A 586-nucleotide genomic window follows, 5' to 3' on the forward strand; every position below is an offset into this window, starting at 1 on the left:
TATTTTTATCATCAGTCTACTAAAAGTTTCTTTATTAACTTGTTAACACTTACATTTATTTGCGAAGTATAAAAATAGATAATTATGAAAATAACTAAAGTAGAAGCGAAAAGTATCTCTTTACCTCTTAAAAGAAGATTGCTACGAGTGGCTGGTGAACATCCTGGTACTACGGTTTTCACGCTGGTTAAGATAAGTACTGATGAGGGAATAGTAGGATATGGGGAGACGGGTGGAGGTGGTTATTCTCTAGTTCCCCTAATAGATAAACTTAAAGATTTATTAATAGGAGAAGACCCTTTTAATATTAGAAGATTGAGATATAAGGTAGCTGCCCCCATAACGACAACTTATTATAATCAACTCTTACCTCAGATATGGTTCCCTATAGAGACTGCATTGCTAGACATTAAAGGGAAAGCTTTAGGCTTACCCTTACATGATTTGCTTGGAGGTAAGGTAAGGGACGAGGTGGAGACTTCTGGCTACATATTTGCAACACCGGAGACAATAAGCGTTGATGATTTAGTGAAAATGGTAAAAAATATCGTAAAAGAGTATGGATTTAGAGTTATTAAGCTAAAAG

General features: G+C 35.2%; 1 pseudogene. It reads left to right on the forward strand.

The window, feature by feature from the left end:
* Positions 1-84: 84 nt before the first annotated feature.
* Positions 85-586: pseudogene (locus DMP16_RS10690) on the forward strand (mandelate racemase); the annotation flags it as partial.

This window comes from Sulfolobus sp. B1 (assembly GCF_007050195.1).
GTDB lineage: Archaea > Thermoproteota > Thermoprotei_A > Sulfolobales > Sulfolobaceae > Saccharolobus.